Below are 15,953 nucleotides of genomic sequence, written 5' to 3' on the forward strand. Positions count from 1 at the left end.
CCCAACCCACAAAGTTATGAGAATAGACCTACAAAAAAACGCCTCTATGGATGTGTCGGTTATTGTTCAGCCTTTCAGAACTTTCCGTGGGCAAACATATTTTGAGCAAAAAAAGCACCGTTTACCCTAGAAAAGTAAACATGACGCACGCCATTTTCAGGAAATGCCCCTTGCACGGGCCAGACCTGCGTGCCTCGACGCGGCCATTGCCCCTGCAAAAAAGTTCCCTCGGTGCAACAGTCATTAACAACACTTGGAATTATCTGACAGATATTTCCACAAATAAAATAGAACTCCATCTCTTTCCTACTAAACAACCGAATGATTTTAAACACAAACAAGGCTGCATGCCTGAAGCATCAACTTCCCGACACAAAAAAACAAAAGCAAAACTAATAAACAGCAACGCCCCAAACACATCGGCAAGACATTAAACACTGATAAACAAAACCCGGACCTCCTGAATGACGGACAAAAAAAATGGCCCCTTTTTCAAGGGGCCACTCTTTATGACGCTTCAGGTACTTCAGAACAACTTGCGGCCCTTGTTGGCCGCAATGCGCATGCGCAGTGCGTTGAGCTTGATGAAGCCAGCAGCGTCAGCCTGGTTGTAGGCACCGCCATCTTCTTCAAAGGTCGCGATATTGGCATCGAACAGCGACTCATCGGACTTGCGGCCGGTGACGATCACGTTGCCCTTGTACAGCTTCAGGCGCACCACACCGTTCACATGGACCTGGGAGGCGTCGATCATCTGCTGCAGCATCAGACGCTCAGGGCTCCACCAGTAACCGGTGTAGATCAGGCTGGCGTATTTAGGCATCAGCTCGTCTTTGAGGTGAGCCACTTCACGGTCCAGGGTGATGGACTCGATGGCGCGGTGAGCGCGCAGCATGATGGTGCCGCCCGGGGTTTCGTAGCAGCCACGGGACTTCATGCCCACGTAACGGTTTTCGACGATGTCCAGACGGCCGATACCGTGCTCGCCACCGATACGGTTGAGGGTCGCCAGTACGGTGGCCGGGGTCATTTCGACGCCGTCCAGCGCGACGATGTCGCCGTTGCGGTAGGTCAGTTCCAGGTACTGCGGCTTGTCAGGAGCGTTCTCCGGGGAGACGGTCCATTTCCACATGTCTTCTTCGTGCTCGGTCCAGGTGTCTTCCAGCACGCCGCCTTCATAGGAGATGTGCAGGAGGTTGGCGTCCATCGAGTACGGGGACTTCTTCTTGCCATGGCGTTCGATCGGGATGGCGTGCTTTTCAGCGTAATCCATCAGTTTTTCACGGGACAGCAGGTCCCATTCACGCCAAGGAGCAATCACTTTCACGCCAGGCTTCAGGGCATAGGCGCCCAGTTCGAAACGCACCTGGTCGTTGCCTTTGCCGGTGGCGCCATGGGAAATGGCGTCAGCGCCGGTTTCGTTGGCGATTTCGATCAGGCGCTTGGCAATCAGCGGACGTGCGATGGAAGTACCCAGCAGGTACTCGCCTTCGTAGACGGTGTTGGCGCGGAACATCGGGAAAACGAAATCGCGGACGAATTCTTCGCGCAGGTCGTCAATGTAGATCTCTTTGACGCCCATGGCTTGCGCCTTGGCTCGTGCAGGTTCGACCTCTTCGCCCTGACCCAGGTCAGCGGTAAAGGTCACCACTTCACAGTTATAAGTATCCTGCAGCCACTTGAGGATCACCGAAGTGTCCAGGCCGCCGGAATACGCGAGAACGACCTTGTTTACGTCGGCCATGCCATCACTCCACGGGGTTTTACGGAAAGGCGTCGATTCTACCGATCAAAACCGTGAAATTACAGGGGCGCGACAGCAAATGAAGATAAAGCGACAGATTATGTCGGGCGAGCGACGAGTGGCCGATGCCTACGAGGTCGCCGCCGCATTCGCCGGGGCGGTGGCCTGGGGTGCCGGTTTCTCGGGGGCTGGCACCCGGTCGAGATGGATATTCACCCGCCGGTTCTTCGCCCGGTTGGCCGGGTTGGTATTGGGCACCAGCGGATAGCGCTCGCCGTGGAAGCGCAGGACGATCTGCGATTCGGGAATGCCATTGGCCTTGAAGAAGTCCATCACCGCCAGGCCTCGACGCCGGGACAGGTCGCGATTGGTCAGGCGATTGCCGCTGTTATCCGAATGGCCGTCCAGTTCGATATGGTTGACCGTAGGGTCGGCCTTGATGAACTCAAGCATGACCAACAGCTTGGCCTTGGCCGCCGGGTCGAGGTCGATACCGCCACCCGGAAAGCCGACTTCAGCCTGTTTGACCTGCTCGAAATTCATCGGCAGCAATTTCGCAGTACATAACTGGTAATCGCTGTAGGCCTTGTTGAAGCGCACCGGCAGCAAGCGGATTTCCGAATAGCCGCCATCCCGGGAATAGTGGCGCACAGTCGGGCTGCGACCATCGAGCAAGCCATTGAACAGGCGCCCGGCCTGGGCCTGGGAGCTGTTGAACAGCACATCGCCGCTGCCCGCACGCACCGCTCCGAGGTTGATATCACCGCGCCCCGGCTGCCACGGCGCCGCCGCCGCCAAGAGTGTTGCGGAGCCGACGCCCAGCGCGCTGTTGTAGGCTTTCAAGCGAAATGTCGCCTGCTCGCCGGCCCGGCGCACGAACTCACCCGAACCAAAATCGGCGATCGGCTGGCTCAGGCGGCACTCGAACTTGTCGCCTTCCACCTTCCACTCGATATTTTCCAGGCGCGTCTGGAAGGTCAGGGCCATCGCAGGCAGGCTGGCGAACACGCTGAGCAGGGCTAGATATTGCTGGCGCACGGGCGGCTCCACTGGTTTCTACAACACAACAAGGCGTCATACATCGTTAAGGCATACCCAGGGATATCGGTCGCGCCCTGCAAAACTTGATAGCGAGTGCCTGCAAGAGTCTTTTCCGGTAGCATTCCCACCAGATTGACCCGCCTGGAATCCCCAATGTCCGACCGCCTGACCCTGCTGCGTCCCGACGACTGGCATATTCATCTTCGCGATGGTGCTGCGTTGCCCCAAACCGTGGCTGATGTAGCGCGCACGTTTGGCCGTGCCATCATCATGCCTAACCTGGTACCTCCGGTGCGCAATGCCGCAGAAGCCGACGCCTATCGCCAGCGCATCCTCGCTGCACGACCGGCCGGCAGCCGCTTTGAACCGTTGATGGTGCTCTACCTGACCGACCGCACCCAGCCCGCAGAAATCCGCGAGGCCAAGGCCAGCGGTTACGTGCATGCCGCCAAGCTGTACCCGGCCGGCGCCACGACCAACTCCGACTCCGGCGTGACCAGTATCGACAAGATCCTGCCCGCCATCGAAGCCATGGCCGAAGTGGGCATGCCGCTGCTGATCCACGGTGAAGTCACCCGTGGTGATGTCGATGTGTTCGATCGCGAGAAGATCTTCATCGACGAACACATGCGCCGTGTGGTCGAGCTGTTCCCGACCCTCAAGGTGGTGTTCGAGCACATCACCACTGCCGACGCCGTGCAATTCGTCACCGAAGCTTCGGCCAACGTTGGCGCGACCATCACCGCGCATCACCTGCTTTACAACCGCAACCACATGCTGGTGGGCGGGATCCGGCCGCACTTCTATTGCCTGCCGATCCTCAAGCGCAACACCCACCAGGAGGCACTGCTCGATGCCGCCACCAGTGGCAATGCGAAGTTCTTCCTCGGTACCGACTCGGCCCCCCACGCCCAGCACGCCAAGGAAGCTGCCTGCGGCTGTGCCGGCTGTTACACCGCCTATGCGGCGATCGAGCTGTACGCCGAGGCTTTCGAGGCACGCAACGCCCTGGACAAACTCGAGGCCTTCGCCAGCCTCAATGGCCCGCGCTTCTACGGCCTGCCGGCGAATACCGACCGCATTACCCTGGTCCGTGAAGACTGGACCGCCCCCACCAGCCTGCCATTTGGCGAGCTGACCGTTATCCCGCTGCGCGCCGGTGAAACACTGCGCTGGCGCCTGCTGGAGGAACACACGTGAGTGAAGACCATTACGACGACGAACAGGAACACAGTGGCGGCGGTTCGCGCCACCCGATGGCCGAGCGTTTTCGCGGCTATCTGCCTGTCGTTATCGACGTAGAAACCGGCGGTTTCAATTGCGCCACCGATGCGCTGCTGGAAATTGCCGCGACCACCATCGGCATGGACGAACAGGGCTTTGTGTATCCAGAACACACCCACTTCTTCCGCGTCGAGCCTTTTGAAGGTGCCAACATCGAAGCGGCGGCCCTGGAGTTCACCGGGATCAAGCTCGACCATCCGTTGCGCATGGCCGTCAGCGAAGAAGCGGCATTGACCGACATCTTCCGTGGCGTTCGCAAGGCCCTGAAGGCCAACGGCTGCAAACGCGCGATCCTGGTCGGCCACAACAGCAGTTTCGACCTGGGCTTCCTCAACGCCGCCGTGGCGCGCCTGGACATGAAGCGCAACCCGTTCCACCCGTTCTCCAGCTTCGACACCGCGACCCTGGCTGGCCTGGCTTATGGCCAGACCGTACTGGCCAAGGCATGCCAGGCTGCCGGTATCGACTTCGACGGTCGTGAAGCCCACTCGGCTCGCTACGACACCGAGAAGACTGCCGATCTGTTCTGCGGCATCGTCAACCGCTGGAAGCAGATGGGCGGCTGGGAAGATTTCAGCGACTGATCAGGTCGCTAAATCCCACGCATAAAAAAACCGGCCCTCTCAGGCCGGTTTTTTTTACCGCGAATCTGGCTTACAGCTTGCCAGCGTTCTCGGTCAGGTAAGCCGCAACGCCTTCTGGCGAAGCGTTCATGCCTTTGTCGCCTTTTTTCCAGTTGGCTGGGCAGACTTCGCCGTGCTCTTCGTGGAATTGCAGAGCGTCGACCAGGCGGATCAGCTCTTCCATGTTACGGCCCAGCGGCAGGTCGTTGATGATCTGCGAGCGCACAACGCCCTTGTCGTCGATCAGGAACGCGCCACGGAAAGCCACGCCGCCTTCGGACTCAACGTCGTAGGCCTTGGCGATGTCGTGCTTCATGTCGGCAGCCATGGTGTATTTGACTTTGCCGATGCCGCCATCATTGATGGCAGTGTTGCGCCAGGCGTTGTGGGTGAAATGGGAGTCGATGGACACGGCAACCACTTCAACGTTACGTGCCTTGAAGTCGTCCATGCGGTGATCCAGGGCGATCAGCTCGGATGGGCAGACGAAAGTGAAGTCCAGCGGGTAGAAGAACACCAGGCCGTATTTGCCTTTGATGGCTTCAGACAGCTTGAAGCTGTCAACGATTTCGCCATTGCCGAGGACGGCAGGTACGTCGAAATCCGGGGCTTGTTTGCCGACGAGTACACTCATTGGTTATCTCCTGATGGTAATTGAAGTAAATGGACCGCCCCTGAGTCTGCCGTGAATTGACGACAGGCCTGTGACGCGATCACGCTTCGTAAAGACCGACCATCATACCTGAAAAAAGCCGTTCGTCAGTGAGGGGCCCACGGCGGGCAAAGGTTTGAGAAAGCACTTTGACAATCATTCTCGTTAACATTAAGATCCATCGCACTTAAGCCTTAAACCGCGATGGTTCTCCCTTATGTATGTCTGCCTCTGCACTGGCGTCACCGACGGACAAATCCGCGAAGCGATCTATGAAGGTTGCTGCAGCTACAAGGAAGTGCGTGAAACCACCGGCGTTGCCAGCCAATGTGGCAAATGTGCCTGCCTTGCCAAGCAAGTGGTACGGGAAACCCTGACATCGCTGCAAACAGCCCAGGCCGCGATCCCCTACTCGGCAGAATTTACACACGCCTGAAGTGGCGTGTTTTAAAGAACCGGACTTAGCGTCCGGTTTTTTTATGCCTGTAATTCAAATAGTTAGCGCCAAGACGCGGAACACAAACATTCTTATTCCGATTAATTTTCATTTATTATTCAATAACTTAGGTTTGACACTAGTAGTTGTGCAGCTCAAACTCCGCCTTATATACAACGAATACAGGGCAGGACCCCAATCATGAAAGGCGACATCTCAGTCATCCAGCAACTCAACAAAATCCTTGCCAATGAACTGGTCGCGATCAATCAGTATTTCCTGCATGCACGCATGTATGACGATTGGGGCCTGGAAAAGCTCGGCAAGCGTGAGTACAAAGAGTCGATCAAGGCCATGAAGGACGCAGACGCGCTGATCAAGCGCATCCTGTTCCTCGAAGGTCTGCCGAACGTCCAGGACCTGGGCAAGCTGAACATCGGCGAGCACACCCTGGAAATGCTCAACAGCGATGTGGGCTTCGAGCGCAAGAGCCATGCCGACCTCAAGGCCGCCATTGCACATTGCGAGACCAAGGGCGACTTCGGCAGCCGCGAACTGCTGGAAGATATCCTCGAAGACCAGGAAGAGCATATCGACTGGCTGGAAACCCAGATCGGCCTGATCGACAAAGTGACCCTGGAAAACTACCTGCAATCGCAGATGGGTGAATAACCGCGCCAACAGGCACAAAAAAGCCCCGCTCTCGAATGAGAAGCGGGGCTTTTTATTGCGCGCGAATTACGCTTCGGTCTTGGCCGCTGCTTTTTCAGCTGCGTCCTTGATCAGCGCTTGCAACGAACCATCAGCCGCCATTTCGGTGATGATGTCGCTACCGCCGACCAGCTCACCGGCCACCCACAGTTGTGGGAAAGTAGGCCAGTTGGCGTACTTCGGCAGGTTGGCGCGGATTTCCGGGTTTTGCAGGATATCGACGTAAGCGAACTTTTCGCCACACTGCATGACGGCCTGGGAGGCCTTCGCGGAGAAGCCGCACTGCGGGGCATTCGGTGCGCCCTTCATGTAAAGCAGAATGGTGTTGTTAGCAATCTGCTCTTTAATCGTTTCGATGATATCCATGGAACACCTCGGCTGGAACTTTGCGACTCACAGGTCGGCACGGTGGCGCATTGTAACGCAAAATCCCAGCGTGGTGCTCGGGCTCCCCGACAGACTCACTGCGTCACGCCGCCGCGACCTGCACCGGCACGCCGTTCAACGCCGCGTTACCTGACAGTTCGTCCAACTGACGCTCATCCGTCAGGTCGTTGGCACTCGCCCCCGGCTGCGCGCTGGCAATACTCATCTGCACACCCGGCCGGTCATGACCCCAGCCGTGGGGCAGGCTGACCACGCCGGGCATCATCTCCAGGCTGGCCAGTACGTGGACCTCGATCATGCCGATCCGCGAACTGACCCGCACGCGCTGGCCGTCACTCAGTTGGCGACTGGCGAGGTCATCCGGGTGCATCAGCAACTGATGCCGCGGCTTGCCCTTCACCAGCCGGTGATAGTTATGCATCCACGAATTGTTGCTGCGCACGTGCCGGCGGCCGATCAGCAGCAACTCATCAACCTTGGGCAACGGCAATGCGGCAAACCGCGCCAGGTCCGCGAGGATCACTGCTGGCGCCGCCTGCACCCGACCATTGGCGGTTTTCAAGCGTCCCGCCAGGTTGGCCTTCAGCGGTCCCAGGTCCAGGCCATGGGGATGCTCGGCCAGCATCGCCACCGACAGCTTGTGCGAGGAAGCATCGCCATAGGCCCCGGCCCGCAGGCCCAGGTCAATCATCTGCGCCGGCGCCAGGGTTGGCTTGAGCGGGTTGCCAGTGCGGGCCGCAAACGCCTGGGCCAGCCCGACAAAAATCTCCCAGTCGTGCAACGCGCCCTCGGGCTTGGGCAGGATCGCCCGGTTGAAGCGCGTGACGTTACGCACTGCAAACATATTGAAGGTGGTGTCGTAGTGATCGTTCTCCAGGGCCGAGGTCGATGGCAGGATCAGGTCGGCATAGCGCGTGGTTTCGTTGATATACAGGTCCACGCTGACCATGAACTCCAGACCGTCCAGGGCCTGCTCCAATTGGCGTCCGTTGGGGGTGGACAACACCGGGTTGCCGGCCACTGTCACCAGCGCACGGATTTGTCCTTCGCCCTCGGTGAGCATTTCTTCGGCCAAGGCCGACACCGGCAGCTCGCCGCTGTATTCGGGACGCCCGGAGACCCGGCTCTGCCAACGGTTGAAGTGCCCACCAGACGTGGCGGCCACCAGGTCCACCGCCGGTTCGGTGCACAAGGCGCCCCCTACCCGGTCCAGATTATCGGTGACCAGGTTGATCAACTGCACCAGCCAGTGACAAAGAGTACCGAACGCCTGGGTCGATACCCCCATCCGCCCATAGCAGACCGCCTTGTCTGCCGCCGCAAAATCCCGCGCCAACTGGCGGATCTGCTCGGCCGGCACCGCGCAGTGGGCGCTCATGGCCTCGGCGGTAAAGCCTGCGACGGCCCGGCGCACCTCCTCCAGGCCGTCCACCGGCAAATGGCTGTCGCGGGTCAGGTGCTCACTAAACAATGTGTTGAGTAGCCCGAACAGCAACGCCGCATCCCCGCCGGGGCGCACAAACAGGTGCTGGTCGGCCATGGCCGCCGTTTCACTGCGTCGGGGGTCGACCACCACCACTTTGCCGCCCCGTGCCTGAATGGCCTTCAGACGTTTCTCCACGTCCGGCACGGTCATGATGCTGCCATTGGAGGCCAGTGGATTGCCGCCCAGGATCAACATGAAGTCGGTCTGGTCGATATCCGGGATGGGCAGCAACAGGCCATGGCCGTACATCAGGTGGCTGGTGAGGTGATGGGGCAGTTGGTCTACCGACGTCGCGGAGAAGCGATTGCGCGTCTTCAACTGCCCGAGGAAGTAGTTGCTGTGGGTCATCAAGCCGTAGTTATGCACACTGGGATTGCCCTGGTACACCGCCACCGCATTCTGCCCATGCCGCGCCTGGATCCCCGCCAGCCGTTCGGCCACCAGGGCGAACGCCTCGTCCCAGGGGATCGGCTGCCACTCGCTGCCCACCCGCAACATCGGCTGGTGCAGGCGATCGGGATCGTTCTGGATATCCTGTAGGGCCACGGCCTTGGGGCAGATATGGCCACGGCTGAAGGTATCCTGGGCGTCCCCTTTGATCGAGGTGATGGCAATGCTGCCATCATCCGAGGTGGTGGTTTCCAGGGTCAGGCCGCAAATGGCTTCGCACAGGTGGCAGGCACGGTGATGGAGAGTCTTGGTCATGGCCAGTCTCTTTATTAGGGCTTTGGCCTGACTATGGGCTGCGCCCAGCGGCGGCACCAGCAACGTTCGCCCCGTGAATCAATGGGCATCAGGCCAGACCATGGGCAAGCATGAGCAAATGTTTCAGAAACCGCCCACACTGCCCCAGAAACCGACGCAACCTGGCCCGGGGCCGCCATCACACATTGCAAAAGGTCGCGGCGCCAGTGTACAAATGACCCGCTGCTGTCCGTAAACAGGCCTCAAAAGTGCAATTCCCGCCCCTTTGAACACCCCTAAAAAACCGTAGCCTATTGGTAAGACGCGACATTTAATGTCAATATCGCGCCTTCCCCTATTTCGTCGCCCCGTGCGGCTTTCGCCGCAGGTCTCGCCCGTTGTCACAATAAACAAGGCTTTGAGTATCTGCGGTCTGTTGCAAAAAGGTAGTTAATGATGAGCGCAAGGCACTTTCTCTCCCTGATGGATTGCACGCCCGAAGAGCTGGTCAGCGTGATCCGTCGAGGCATTGAGCTTAAAGACCTGCGTAATCGCGGCGTACTGTTCGAGCCTCTGAAAAACCGCGTACTCGGGATGATTTTCGAGAAGTCGTCCACCCGTACCCGCCTGTCCTTCGAAGCCGGCATGATCCAGCTCGGCGGCCAGGCCATTTTCCTGTCGCCTCGGGATACCCAACTGGGCCGTGGCGAGCCGATCAGCGATTGCGCCATCGTCATGTCACGCATGCTCGATGCAGTGATGATCCGTACCTTCGCCCACAGCACCCTGACTGAATTTGCCGCCAACTCGCGAGTGCCGGTGATCAACGGGCTGTCCGACGACCTGCATCCGTGCCAGTTGCTCGCCGATATGCAGACGTTCCTCGAACATCGCGGCTCGATCCAGGGCAAGACTGTGGCCTGGATCGGCGATGGCAACAATATGTGCAACAGCTATATAGAAGCGGCGATCCAGTTCGACTTCCACCTGCGCATCGCCTGCCCCGAGGGCTACGAGCCGAGCGCCGAATTCCTGGCCAAGGCCGACGCCCGCGTGCAAATCGTGCGCGACCCGAAAGACGCGGTGATCGGCGCGCACCTGGTGAGCACCGACGTCTGGACCTCCATGGGCCAGGAAGACGAGACCGCCAAGCGCCTGGCCCTGTTCGCGCCTTATCAAGTCACCCGTGAATTGCTCGACCTCGCCGCCCCGGATGCGCTGTTCATGCACTGCCTGCCGGCCCATCGCGGCGAAGAAATCAGCCTCGACCTGTTGGACGACCCGCGCTCCGTCGCCTGGGACCAGGCAGAAAACCGCCTGCATGCGCAGAAGGCCCTGCTGGAATTCCTGGTCCCACCGGCGTATCACCACGCATGAGCCAGCCACTTCTGCTGAACCTGCGCAATCTGGCATGCGGCTATCAGGACCAACGGGTGGTGCAGAATCTCAACCTGCACCTCAACGCTGGAGATATCGGTTGCCTGCTGGGCTCCTCGGGCTGTGGCAAGACCACCACCCTACGGGCGATTGCCGGGTTTGAGCCGGTGCACGAAGGCGAGATCAACCTGGCTGGCGAAGTGATCTCCAGCGCCGGCTTTACCCTGGCCCCGGAGAAGCGTCGCATTGGAATGGTGTTCCAGGACTACGCGCTGTTTCCACATCTGAGCGTGGCCGACAATATCGGCTTCGGCATTCGCAAACACCCGCACAAAGAGCGGGTGGTCGCCGAACTGCTGGAGCTGGTCAACCTGAAGAACCTGGGCAAGCGCTTCCCCCACGAACTGTCCGGTGGCCAACAACAGCGCGTGGCCCTGGCCCGTGCTCTGGCGCCGGAACCGCAATTGCTGTTGCTGGACGAGCCGTTCTCCAACCTCGACGGCGAACTGCGGCGCAAGCTCAGCCATGAAGTGCGCGACATCCTCAAGGCCCGTGGCACCAGTGCGATCCTGGTGACCCATGACCAGGAAGAAGCCTTTGCGGTGAGCGACCATGTCGGCGTGTTCAAGGAAGGCCGCCTGGAGCAGTGGGATACGCCCTACAACCTCTATCACGAACCGCTGACGCCCTACGTCGCGAGTTTTATTGGCCAGGGTTATTTCATCCGTGGCCAATTGAGCACTCCGGAGTCGGTCACTACCGAACTGGGCGAGCTGCGCGGCAATCGTGCCTATACCTGGCCAACCGGCTGCGCGGTGGATGTGTTGCTGCGCCCGGATGACATCGTGTATGCACCGGACAGCCCGCTGAACGCGCTGATCGTCGGCAAGACCTTCCTGGGTGCCTCGACCCTGTACCGCCTGCAGTTGCCGACCGGCGCCCAGCTGGAGTCGATTTTCCCCAGCCATGCCGATCATCAGGTGGGTGTACACGTGGGGATCCGCGTGGCAGCCGAGCATCTGGTGTTGTTCCAGGCTTCGGGGAGCACGGCGGCGCAGATCCCGCAGGTGGAGTCCGGTGTGCGGCGCTACAGCACCGCCGGCTGAACAAACCGAGTCAAAAAGGTGGAAGCGGGCTTGTGTGGGAGCCGGGCTTGCCCACGATGCAGGCGCCTCGGGCTATCAGCTACAGCGAGGTGAGGCTCTCGTAGGCAAGCCAGCTCCCACAGAGGCTGGCTCCCACATCTGATTCCTCCGTTCTTGAAGTCACGCCCGGCCAATCGGCGCAAATTTTCCCTGGGTATGCTCGGCCAACACCGCCGCCGCCAACTCCACTTCCAACCCTCTCCTGCCTGCGCTGACAAAAATTGTCGCAAAAGGCTCTGCGCTCACATCAATGAAGGTGCGCAAGCGCTTCTTCTGCCCCAAAGGGCTGATCCCGCCCAACAAATAACCGGTCGAGCGCTGCGCCGCCGCCGGGTCGGCCATCTCGACTTTCTTTACGCCCGCCGCGTGAGCCAGGGCCTTCAAATCAAGACTTCCGACGACCGGCACCACCGCCACCAATAATTCGCCTTTTTCGCTGCTGGCAAGCAAGGTCTTGAACACCTGCGCCGGGTCGAGGCTCAACTTTTCCGCGGCCTCCAGGCCATAGGATGCCGCCTTGGGATCATGTTCATAACTGTGGATGCGATGTTCGGCGCGAACTTTTTTCAACAAGTCCAATGCAGGTGTCATGGAGGCTCCAGGCTTGGGGAAAACGTGGAAAAACAGACCGTCGATTCTAGGACAAACCCAGGCAAAACGCTCTAGTGCAGGGGGTCGTGCGACGAATCCGCGCAGATCCTGGCCACGCTTGCCGCCAGCCCCGCCGATGGGTTGCCGAGATCATTCATCACGCGAATAGTTTGAAAATGACCAACCGTTCACTTTCGACCTTTGACAGCGGCGTTTCTTGTCTATATTTTTTCGTTTCCGAATACTGTAAGAATCTATCCACAGTGTCCGAGCAGTAAGCCGTGAGCAGGATGGGGATCCTGACCACGGTGAAAATCGCGCATCGCCCGTTGTGGCACAGCGCCAGACAAGAAAAAAAATCGAGGTTTTCAATGACAACTGCTCTTCAACAGCCTTCACTATCCAGCCAATGCATGGCCGAGTTCCTCGGCACCGCGCTGCTGATCTTCTTCGGTACCGGTTGCGTCGCTGCGCTCAAGGTCGCGGGTGCCAGCTTTGGCCTGTGGGAAATCAGCATCATCTGGGGGATCGGCGTGAGCATGGCGATCTACCTGAGCGCCGGCATTTCCGGGGCTCATCTCAATCCAGCCGTCAGTATCGCGCTGTGCATCTTTGCCGATTTCGACAAGCGCAAACTGCCCTTCTATATCATCGCCCAGGTTGCCGGCGCCTTTTGCTCCGCCGCGCTGGTCTACACGCTCTACAGCAACCTGTTTTTCGATTACGAACAAACTCACCAGATGGTTCGTGGCTCCGCAGCCAGCCTGGAACTGGCCTCGGTGTTCTCCACCTACCCGCACGCCCTGCTGAATACGGCCCAGGCGTTCCTGGTGGAAATGGTCATCACCGCGATCCTGATGGGCGTGATCATGGCCCTGACCGACGACAATAACGGCTTGCCCCGCGGCCCCCTGGCCCCGCTGTTGATCGGCTTGCTGATCGCCGTGATCGGCAGCGCCATGGGCCCGCTGACCGGGTTTGCGATGAATCCGGCTCGGGATTTCGGCCCCAAGCTGATGACCTTTTTCGCCGGTTGGGGTGAAATGGCTTTCACCGGCGGGCGCGATATTCCTTACGTCCTGATTCCGATCATTGCACCGATTGTCGGTGCCTGCCTCGGCGCTGCGGCCTATCGCGGGTTGATTGCCCGCCATCTGCCCAACGCCGCAGCTGCTACAACTGATGCAGCCGAAACCGCCACCAGCGGCAACACCCGAACTTCTTGAAAGCGGTAGCCTGAGCCCTTCAGCCCCTTGCGGCCCAGGCTACTTACCCACTCCTTTTTTCCGTCCAAGGCAATCGACATGACCGACACACAGAATAAGAACTACATCATTGCCCTCGATCAGGGCACCACCAGTTCCCGGGCGATCATCTTTGATCGTGACGCCAACGTGGTGTGTACCGCCCAGCGTGAATTCGTCCAGCACTACCCGCAAGCCGGTTGGGTCGAGCATGACCCGATGGAAATCTTCGCCACCCAGAGCGCCGTGATGGTCGAGGCCCTGGCACAAGCCGGCCTGCACCACGACCAGGTCGCCGCCATCGGCATCACCAACCAGCGTGAAACCACCGTGGTCTGGGACAAGATCACCGGCCGCCCGATCTACAACGCCATCGTCTGGCAGTGCCGGCGCAGCACCGAAATCTGCCAGCAGCTCAAGCGCGACGGCCATGAGCAATACATCAGCGACACCACCGGCCTGGTCACCGACCCGTACTTCTCCGGTACCAAGTTGAAGTGGATCCTCGACAACGTCGAAGGCAGCCGCGAACGCGCGCGCAATGGCGAGCTGCTGTTCGGCACCATCGACAGCTGGCTGATCTGGAAATTTACCGGCGGCAAGACCCACGTCACCGACTACACCAACGCTTCACGTACCATGCTCTTCAACATCCACACCCTGGAGTGGGATGCGAAGATGCTGGAGGTCCTGGACATCCCGCGCGAGATGCTGCCGGAAGTGAAGTCCTCCTCGGAAATCTATGGCCGCACCAAAAGCGGGATTGCCATCGGCGGCATTGCCGGCGACCAGCAAGCCGCCCTGTTCGGCCAGATGTGCGTTGAGCCGGGCCAGGCGAAAAACACCTACGGCACCGGTTGCTTCCTATTGATGAACACCGGCGACAAAGCGGTCAAATCCCAGCACGGCATGCTCACCACCATCGCCTGCGGCCCGCGTGGCGAAGTGGCTTACGCCCTCGAAGGCGCTGTGTTCAACGGTGGTTCCACCGTGCAGTGGCTGCGCGATGAGTTGAAGATCATCAATGACGCCCACGACACCGAATACTTCGCCAACAAGGTCAAAGACAGCAACGGCGTGTACCTGGTACCGGCGTTCACCGGTCTCGGCGCTCCGTACTGGGACCCCTACGCCCGTGGCGCGCTGTTCGGCCTGACCCGTGGCGTACGTGTCGATCACATTATTCGTGCAGCCCTGGAGTCGATTGCCTACCAGACCCGCGACGTGCTCGACGCCATGCAGCAGGACTCCGGCGAACGCCTCAAATCCCTGCGGGTAGACGGCGGCGCAGTGGCCAACAACTTCCTGATGCAGTTCCAGGCCGACATCCTCGGCACCCAGGTCGAGCGCCCGCAAATGCGCGAGACCACGGCGTTGGGCGCTGCCTACCTGGCCGGCCTGGCCTGTGGCTTCTGGGGCAGCCTGGATGAGCTGCGTGGCAAGGCAGTGATCGAACGCGAGTTCGAACCACAACTGGACGAGCCCGCCAAAGAAAAACTCTACGCCGGCTGGAAAAAAGCGGTCAGCCGCACCCGTGACTGGGAACCCCACGAAGGCGCTGAATAAGCCAAGCGTAGGACCCACATCGGGTTGTAACTGGCAGGGAGCGGATTCCTGCGTCATCATGGGCCACTTTTGTATGGCAGCCCACAGGACGCCCAATGAATCTGCCTCCCCGTCAGCAACAAATCCTCGAACTGGTTCGCGAACGCGGCTACGTCAGTATCGAGGAAATGGCGCAGTTGTTCGTTGTTACCCCGCAAACCATCCGCCGCGATATCAATCAGTTGGCCGACGCCAATCTGCTGCGTCGCTACCACGGCGGCGCCGCCTATGACTCCAGTGTCGAAAACACCGAGTACGCCATGCGTGCCGACCAGATGCGCGATGAAAAGCAGCGTATCGGCGAAGCCATTGCCGCACAGATCCCCGATCATGCCTCGCTGTTCATCAATATCGGTACCACCACCGAATCCATTGCCCGGGCGCTGCTCAACCACAGTCACCTGAAGATCATCACCAATAACCTCAACGTCGCCATGATGCTCAGCGCCAAGGACGACTTCGACGTGCTGCTGACCGGCGGCAATGTACGCCGTGACGGCGGCGTGGTGGGCCAGGCCAGCGTGGACTTCATCAATCAGTTCAAGGTCGACTTCGCCCTGGTGGGTATCAGCGGTATCGACGAGGACGGCAGCCTGCTGGACTTCGATTACCAGGAAGTGCGGGTTTCCCAGGCGATCATTGCCAACGCACGCAAGGTGATCCTCGCGGCGGACTCCAGCAAATTCGGGCGCAACGCCATGATTCGCCTGGGGCCGATCAGTTTGATTGATTGCCTGGTCACCGATCAGCAGCCGGTGCCGGCGCTGGTGCAGTTGTTGAGCCAGAACAAGATTCGCCTGGAAGTCGTCTGAGCGCCCCCTGAGCTCGCTGGCGCCTGGACCTGCGCCATCGCGGGCAAGCCCGCTCCCACAGGAGCGGGCTTGCCCGCGATGGCGGCCCAGGGCCACAACTCTCTTGAGCCAGCACCCGGCTCAATGTTCAC

Annotated in this window: 15 protein-coding genes; 9 read left to right on the forward strand and 6 right to left on the reverse strand. The window is 59.7% G+C overall.

Annotated elements, in window-relative coordinates; genetic code table 11:
* Nucleotides 1-526: 526 nt before the first annotated feature.
* A complete protein-coding gene (locus tag K1X80_RS22855; RefSeq protein WP_029295244.1) occupies nucleotides 527-1,744 on the reverse strand; it encodes an argininosuccinate synthase in 1,218 nt (405 codons plus the stop codon).
* Between the two features lie 129 nt (nucleotides 1,745-1,873).
* Entirely contained in the window at nucleotides 1,874-2,782 is a 909-nt protein-coding gene (locus tag K1X80_RS22860; RefSeq protein WP_057439335.1) for an OmpA family protein, read from the reverse strand.
* Nucleotides 2,783-2,938: 156 nt separating this feature from the next.
* Between K1X80_RS22860 and pyrC the strand changes: the two genes are divergently transcribed.
* Both pyrC and rnt read left to right on the forward strand, forming a co-directional pair.
* Nucleotides 2,939-3,985, forward strand: a complete 1,047-nt coding sequence (gene pyrC / locus K1X80_RS22865; RefSeq protein WP_120734085.1) for a dihydroorotase — start codon at nucleotides 2,939-2,941, stop codon at nucleotides 3,983-3,985.
* The gene (rnt, locus tag K1X80_RS22870; RefSeq protein ID WP_057958607.1) at nucleotides 3,982-4,653 is read left to right on the forward strand and encodes a ribonuclease T; all 672 of its coding nucleotides are present in this window, start codon (nucleotides 3,982-3,984) and stop codon (nucleotides 4,651-4,653) included. Before pyrC ends, rnt begins: the two co-directional genes overlap by 4 nt.
* Nucleotides 4,654-4,723: 70 nt before the next feature.
* On the opposite strand, the gene K1X80_RS22875 is transcribed toward rnt, so the two are convergent.
* Nucleotides 4,724-5,326: a peroxiredoxin gene (locus K1X80_RS22875; protein ID WP_003172097.1), complete on the reverse strand. Its 603-nt coding sequence runs from the start codon at nucleotides 5,324-5,326 to the stop codon at nucleotides 4,724-4,726.
* A gap of 235 nt (nucleotides 5,327-5,561) precedes the next feature.
* On the opposite strand from K1X80_RS22875, the gene K1X80_RS22880 reads away from it, so the two are divergent.
* Nucleotides 5,562-5,780 (forward strand): bacterioferritin-associated ferredoxin, encoded by a 219-nt coding sequence (locus tag K1X80_RS22880; protein ID WP_057958606.1) that lies wholly within the window; start codon nucleotides 5,562-5,564, stop codon nucleotides 5,778-5,780.
* 201 nt (nucleotides 5,781-5,981) lie between these two features.
* Nucleotides 5,982-6,452, forward strand: a complete 471-nt coding sequence (gene bfr, locus K1X80_RS22885; RefSeq protein ID WP_057439332.1) for a bacterioferritin — start codon at nucleotides 5,982-5,984, stop codon at nucleotides 6,450-6,452.
* Nucleotides 6,453-6,518: 66 nt separating this feature from the next.
* On the opposite strand, the gene grxD is transcribed toward bfr, so the two are convergent.
* Together grxD and K1X80_RS22895 are read right to left on the reverse strand one after the other, a co-directional pair.
* The gene (gene grxD / locus K1X80_RS22890; RefSeq protein ID WP_032858447.1) at nucleotides 6,519-6,857 is read right to left on the reverse strand and encodes a Grx4 family monothiol glutaredoxin; all 339 of its coding nucleotides are present in this window, start codon (nucleotides 6,855-6,857) and stop codon (nucleotides 6,519-6,521) included.
* A gap of 103 nt (nucleotides 6,858-6,960) precedes the next feature.
* A complete protein-coding gene (locus K1X80_RS22895) occupies nucleotides 6,961-9,069 on the reverse strand; it encodes a molybdopterin oxidoreductase family protein (protein ID WP_120734086.1) in 2,109 nt (702 codons plus the stop codon).
* A gap of 435 nt (nucleotides 9,070-9,504) precedes the next feature.
* Between K1X80_RS22895 and argF the strand changes: the two genes are divergently transcribed.
* Together argF and K1X80_RS22905 are read left to right on the forward strand one after the other, a co-directional pair.
* The gene (gene argF, locus K1X80_RS22900; RefSeq protein WP_115128901.1) at nucleotides 9,505-10,425 is read left to right on the forward strand and encodes an ornithine carbamoyltransferase; all 921 of its coding nucleotides are present in this window, start codon (nucleotides 9,505-9,507) and stop codon (nucleotides 10,423-10,425) included.
* Nucleotides 10,422-11,531 (forward strand): ABC transporter ATP-binding protein, encoded by a 1,110-nt coding sequence (locus K1X80_RS22905; RefSeq protein ID WP_057958603.1) that lies wholly within the window; start codon nucleotides 10,422-10,424, stop codon nucleotides 11,529-11,531. The genes argF and K1X80_RS22905 overlap by 4 nt, the downstream gene beginning before the upstream one ends.
* Nucleotides 11,532-11,690: 159 nt before the next feature.
* Here K1X80_RS22905 and ybaK read toward each other — a convergent pair whose 3' ends face one another.
* A complete protein-coding gene (gene ybaK, locus K1X80_RS22910; RefSeq protein WP_057438370.1) occupies nucleotides 11,691-12,161 on the reverse strand; it encodes a Cys-tRNA(Pro) deacylase in 471 nt (156 codons plus the stop codon).
* A gap of 371 nt (nucleotides 12,162-12,532) precedes the next feature.
* On the opposite strand from ybaK, the gene K1X80_RS22915 reads away from it, so the two are divergent.
* From K1X80_RS22915 to K1X80_RS22925, 3 genes are all read left to right on the forward strand, one after another.
* Nucleotides 12,533-13,387 carry an MIP/aquaporin family protein gene (locus K1X80_RS22915; RefSeq protein WP_057958602.1) on the forward strand — a complete coding sequence of 285 codons (855 nt, stop codon included), beginning with the start codon at nucleotides 12,533-12,535 and terminating at the stop codon, nucleotides 13,385-13,387.
* A gap of 78 nt (nucleotides 13,388-13,465) precedes the next feature.
* The gene (glpK, locus tag K1X80_RS22920) at nucleotides 13,466-14,971 is read left to right on the forward strand and encodes a glycerol kinase GlpK (protein ID WP_029295173.1); all 1,506 of its coding nucleotides are present in this window, start codon (nucleotides 13,466-13,468) and stop codon (nucleotides 14,969-14,971) included.
* Nucleotides 14,972-15,066: 95 nt separating this feature from the next.
* Complete coding sequence (locus K1X80_RS22925) at nucleotides 15,067-15,822, forward strand: DeoR/GlpR family transcriptional regulator (RefSeq protein WP_057438366.1); 756 nt, start codon at nucleotides 15,067-15,069, stop codon at nucleotides 15,820-15,822.
* Nucleotides 15,823-15,953 lie beyond the last annotated feature (131 nt).

Source organism: Pseudomonas sp. So3.2b, from assembly GCF_019464415.1.
Taxonomy (GTDB): Bacteria; Pseudomonadota; Gammaproteobacteria; order Pseudomonadales; family Pseudomonadaceae; genus Aquipseudomonas; species Aquipseudomonas shahriarae.

Excerpts from the sequence above, each read along its gene's own strand:
- K1X80_RS22855 (WP_029295244.1), bottom strand. The coding sequence starts at position 1,744 with ATGGCCGACGTAAACAAGGTCGTTCTCGCGTATTCCGGCGGCCTGGAC.
- pyrC (WP_120734085.1), top strand. The coding sequence starts at position 2,939 with ATGTCCGACCGCCTGACCCTGCTGCGTCCCGACGACTGGCATATTCAT.
- K1X80_RS22875 (WP_003172097.1), bottom strand. The coding sequence starts at position 5,326 with ATGAGTGTACTCGTCGGCAAACAAGCCCCGGATTTCGACGTACCTGCC.
- K1X80_RS22880 (WP_057958606.1), top strand. The coding sequence starts at position 5,562 with ATGTATGTCTGCCTCTGCACTGGCGTCACCGACGGACAAATCCGCGAA.
- bfr (WP_057439332.1), top strand. The coding sequence starts at position 5,982 with ATGAAAGGCGACATCTCAGTCATCCAGCAACTCAACAAAATCCTTGCC.
- grxD (WP_032858447.1), bottom strand. The coding sequence starts at position 6,857 with ATGGATATCATCGAAACGATTAAAGAGCAGATTGCTAACAACACCATT.
- K1X80_RS22895 (WP_120734086.1), bottom strand. The coding sequence starts at position 9,069 with ATGACCAAGACTCTCCATCACCGTGCCTGCCACCTGTGCGAAGCCATT.
- argF (WP_115128901.1), top strand. The coding sequence starts at position 9,505 with ATGAGCGCAAGGCACTTTCTCTCCCTGATGGATTGCACGCCCGAAGAG.
- K1X80_RS22905 (WP_057958603.1), top strand. The coding sequence starts at position 10,422 with ATGAGCCAGCCACTTCTGCTGAACCTGCGCAATCTGGCATGCGGCTAT.
- ybaK (WP_057438370.1), bottom strand. The coding sequence starts at position 12,161 with ATGACACCTGCATTGGACTTGTTGAAAAAAGTTCGCGCCGAACATCGC.
- K1X80_RS22915 (WP_057958602.1), top strand. The coding sequence starts at position 12,533 with ATGACAACTGCTCTTCAACAGCCTTCACTATCCAGCCAATGCATGGCC.
- glpK (WP_029295173.1), top strand. The coding sequence starts at position 13,466 with ATGACCGACACACAGAATAAGAACTACATCATTGCCCTCGATCAGGGC.
- K1X80_RS22925 (WP_057438366.1), top strand. The coding sequence starts at position 15,067 with ATGAATCTGCCTCCCCGTCAGCAACAAATCCTCGAACTGGTTCGCGAA.